This is a genomic window from Variovorax sp. P4_D9, assembly GCF_056401695.1.
Genome location: NZ_JBFUIU010000919.1, coordinates 1 through 3,331 on the forward strand (window position 1 = coordinate 1; position 3,331 = coordinate 3,331).

Here is a 3,331-nt window from a genome sequence, read left to right on the forward strand (position 1 = left end):
GGTCGATGGTGCTACCCGGCTCGCTGAACTTGCAGATCCAGATCCCGCCGTCCCGGTCGCGCATGACCGCCTTGGCGCGCGCGCCGCCGATCGACCACGAGCCGGCCAGGAGGCCTGGAGCTCTTCGGGCATGGGTGTGGTCGCGAACACGTTGTGCGCGGCCTGATGCACGCGATAGAGGTCGTCCTCGATCAGCGGCAGCGTGTCGAACCGGGCAGGTCGGAGCGTTTCAGATCCGGCCTGGTCGAAAAGAGGAGGGCGCCCACGCCGTTGCCGCGGCCCATGAGTAGCAGGGACGATTCGGCGGGGTTCGCGATGCCGGTCTTGTGCCGCATGACCTGGCGGCCCCACATGTCGGGCCCGGCGTCGAACAGCACGCCCAGGTTGACGAACTTGCTGTCGGTCTCGACCCACTGCGGCGAGGCGGTCAGTGGCAGGTTTTGATCGGATCCAGGGGGAAGCGGCGCGCCTCGTCTGCGAGCCACTCCGCCGTGTAGCGGAACTTGGCCGAGAAGCCGCCCAGGACAGAAGAGTCGAAGCGCATCTCGCCTACCGGGTGCACGCCGTCCGGCCGGTCGATATGCACGAACAGGCGGGCCGGGACGGACTTGGCGTCTGCGGAGGGGGTGGAATTGCGCCTGGCTGCGTCAGGTGGGAAGGATCGGAGTGGGAGAGGGGGGAGCGGAGAGGGCCTTAGGCGTGCGGCCGCGCTCCCTGCGCGTTCCGACTGCGACTGGCGCGTTCTTTTGGAGTTGAGTGAGCGCGCCGACCACGTCTACCCCGTAGACCTCTAGCGCCATGACGAAGTCGCCGATGGCCACGCCGCCGGCGGGAATGCCGACCTGGCCGATCGCCGGCGCCGCGGACTCCATTCGCTGGTAGGTCCGCAGGCCCACACCGATCCGTTGAGCCGCCAAGGCCTGCGACTCGCCGTGCCGCAGGCGCAGGGCGCGCAGCGTCTCGGAGAGGGCTATGACGGCGGTCTCGGCCTTGATAGAGAGTACGGGCATGGCCCAACAATACGCCAAATATGGCGTCTTATGCAGAGGGAGAATCGCCTAGCGACAAACCAGAGGTCTATCCTGCTAGGTTGGCCGGGGCGTGAGACTGAAAAAAAATTGGGCTGGCGTCGAGAAAATGAAGATAAATTGACGGGAATGAAAAAAATCTGAGTCTTCCCGGCCCCGTCCCTGCAACCTATTTCACCCGGGCAAATTGGCAAACTGAAAAAAATCGAGCCTGGGAGCAGGGAAATGAGAAAAATCAGAGGGAACTGAAAGAAAACATGGCAAATGCCGGATATGAACTCGTTCGAACGTCTTTGAATCTCGCTGCCGTGCCTCCGGCGCGGCCTGCCATCGTTCGGCCGGTAACTCGCATCGAAGCTATCGAAGGCCACTTGGCGGTGCCGGCACACGTGGTACCGCAGACCGAGGACCCCCTCACCCATTTGTTGTTTGCGCTGAAGCACGAGGGCGTCAACATGCAGATCCTCGCGCAGGCCCTGCCGAAGATCTCGGCCGAACGGATGTTGAAGGAGCTCAAGGATTCTCCAAATGGCCAATACATCCGGGCGGCCTGCTACCTGTGGGAGTGGCACACCGGGGCCGTACTCGAGGGCAAGCCTGACATCGCCGGGGGCTACGTCGATCTTTTCGACCCTAAACGATACGTGACCGGGCCCGACAATCGCAACAGCAGATGGCGCCTGAACTTCAACGGCCTCGGTTCGCCGATGTACTGCGTCACGGTTGAGCGGTCACCCGCCGTCGAAGCAGGAATCAGGTCGGACATCCTGGGCCGCACCAAAGCGTTCATCAACAGCCTGGGAAAGGAGATGATGGATCGAGCGCTTTCGTGGGCATACCTGCACGAAACCGAGGACAGCTACGCAATCGAGCGCGAAGCGCCGTCAGAAGACAAGGCCCGCAAGTTCATCGCGCTGCTGAAGCAGGCCCATGAAGGGCGGCCGCTCTCCGAGGAATACCTGGTCGAGCTTCAGTCTTCTACTGTCAGTGGCGTCTTCGAGAAGGCTGTCCAGTTTCGCAACGAGCAGAACTGGTTGCGCAACGGCGGGAACAGGGGAGGGGCTTCAAGCGTCTCGTACGTTCCTCCGCCACCTGACGCCGTTCCCCGGCTCATGGATGAGTGGATGGCGTTTGCGAACACTGCGCCGAAGCAGATTGACCCGATCGTGGCCGCGAGCATCTCGTCGTTTGGTTTCGTCTACATCCACCCCTTCATGGATGGCAACGGCCGCCTGTCGCGCTTCCTCTTCCACAAGGCGCTGTGCACGTCTGGCCAGCTTGAAAAGGGCGTGCTCCTGCCGGTGTCGGTCGCAATGAAGCGCAATGAGCGGCAGTACCTGGAGACGCTCCAGGCGTTCTCAGTTCCCGCTCGCGAACTGGTCCAAGTCACCTCGGCCGGCGAGGGCCAGTTCTACTTCGACTTCAAGGCGGATGACACGATCTATCGCTACTGGGACGCCACGCCGGCTGTGGAGTTTGGGTTTGCGATGGCCGAGCAGGCGCTCGATGTTGAACTTCGCCAAGAGACGCAGTATCTGGCGCACTTCGATGCGATTCGGCGCGCGATCGACGAACGCTACGACGTTCGTGGCTCGCTGCTCGCCACCCTGATCTCGATCGCGATGGATGGCGAAGGGACAATCTCGATCAACAAGCGCAAGCGTTTCGCCGCGGACCTTCCTGCAGAGGTGTTTGATGCGATCGAAGCGGAAACGCGCTCTGTGCTGGCAGAGGCGGCCGCGCCGCCAGATTCCGAAGAGGCAGCAACCGAGCCACCGCCACGTTGAATGGTGCGATTCACGGTCGGCTCGACCAGAATGTGAACCCAGTCGTCGCTCATGCGCCAGTCTCGGCGCAGCAGGATGTCGTTCGCCAGCATCGAACTCCTGGAACTGGTGCGCGTGTGCGTCGCCACCCGCGCAGCGTGGCCGGCGGGTCCGTGCAGTAGCGGACCTTGAACTCGCTGCTCCCACTGACCTCGCTGACTTCGGTCACCGCCGGGTCGCGGCGTAGATCGCCAACCCCCGGTGGACTCCAGTGCCACCGTGTCGACGCCGCACGCCCATTCGGCCAGCGCGTTCAGGTCATCGGTCATCGCGCCGAACTCGCGCACCGATTCCTCGGCCAAGTGCGGTGGCACCGCCACCCAGTGGCTGGAGGCGCCGACATCGATCCCGGCCGCATTGGGAAATACCTCGTCATCGCGCTTGCGAACTGCCATGGCTTGCTCCAACATCGTCGGCAGCGCCATGGGAAACGTCGAATTCGACTCGATCTCTCAAGCGGGATGCGCATCGCTGCGC

The 3,331-nt window shown here is 63.0% G+C and carries 3 protein-coding genes and 1 pseudogene; 1 reads left to right on the top strand and 3 read right to left on the bottom strand.

The window, feature by feature from the left end; translation table 11 throughout:
• Positions 1 to 191: 191 nt before the first annotated feature.
• Both AC1DY5_RS48275 and AC1DY5_RS48280 read right to left on the bottom strand, forming a co-directional pair.
• Positions 192 to 485, bottom strand: a complete 294-nt coding sequence (locus AC1DY5_RS48275; RefSeq protein ID WP_478121439.1) for a hypothetical protein — start codon at positions 483 to 485, stop codon at positions 192 to 194.
• Between the two features lie 162 nt (positions 486 to 647).
• Positions 648 to 1,010: a helix-turn-helix domain-containing protein gene (locus AC1DY5_RS48280; RefSeq protein WP_478121440.1), complete on the bottom strand. Its 363-nt coding sequence runs from the start codon at positions 1,008 to 1,010 to the stop codon at positions 648 to 650.
• A 275-nt stretch (positions 1,011 to 1,285) separates the two neighbouring features.
• Between AC1DY5_RS48280 and AC1DY5_RS48285 the strand changes: the two genes are divergently transcribed.
• Positions 1,286 to 2,815 carry a Fic family protein gene (locus AC1DY5_RS48285; RefSeq protein WP_478121441.1) on the top strand — a complete coding sequence of 510 codons (1,530 nt, stop codon included), beginning with the start codon at positions 1,286 to 1,288 and terminating at the stop codon, positions 2,813 to 2,815.
• Positions 2,816 to 3,051: 236 nt separating this feature from the next.
• Here AC1DY5_RS48285 and AC1DY5_RS48290 read toward each other — a convergent pair.
• Positions 3,052 to 3,249, bottom strand: a pseudogene (locus AC1DY5_RS48290) (IS110 family transposase); the annotation flags it as partial.
• Between the last annotated feature and the right edge of the window lie 82 nt (positions 3,250 to 3,331).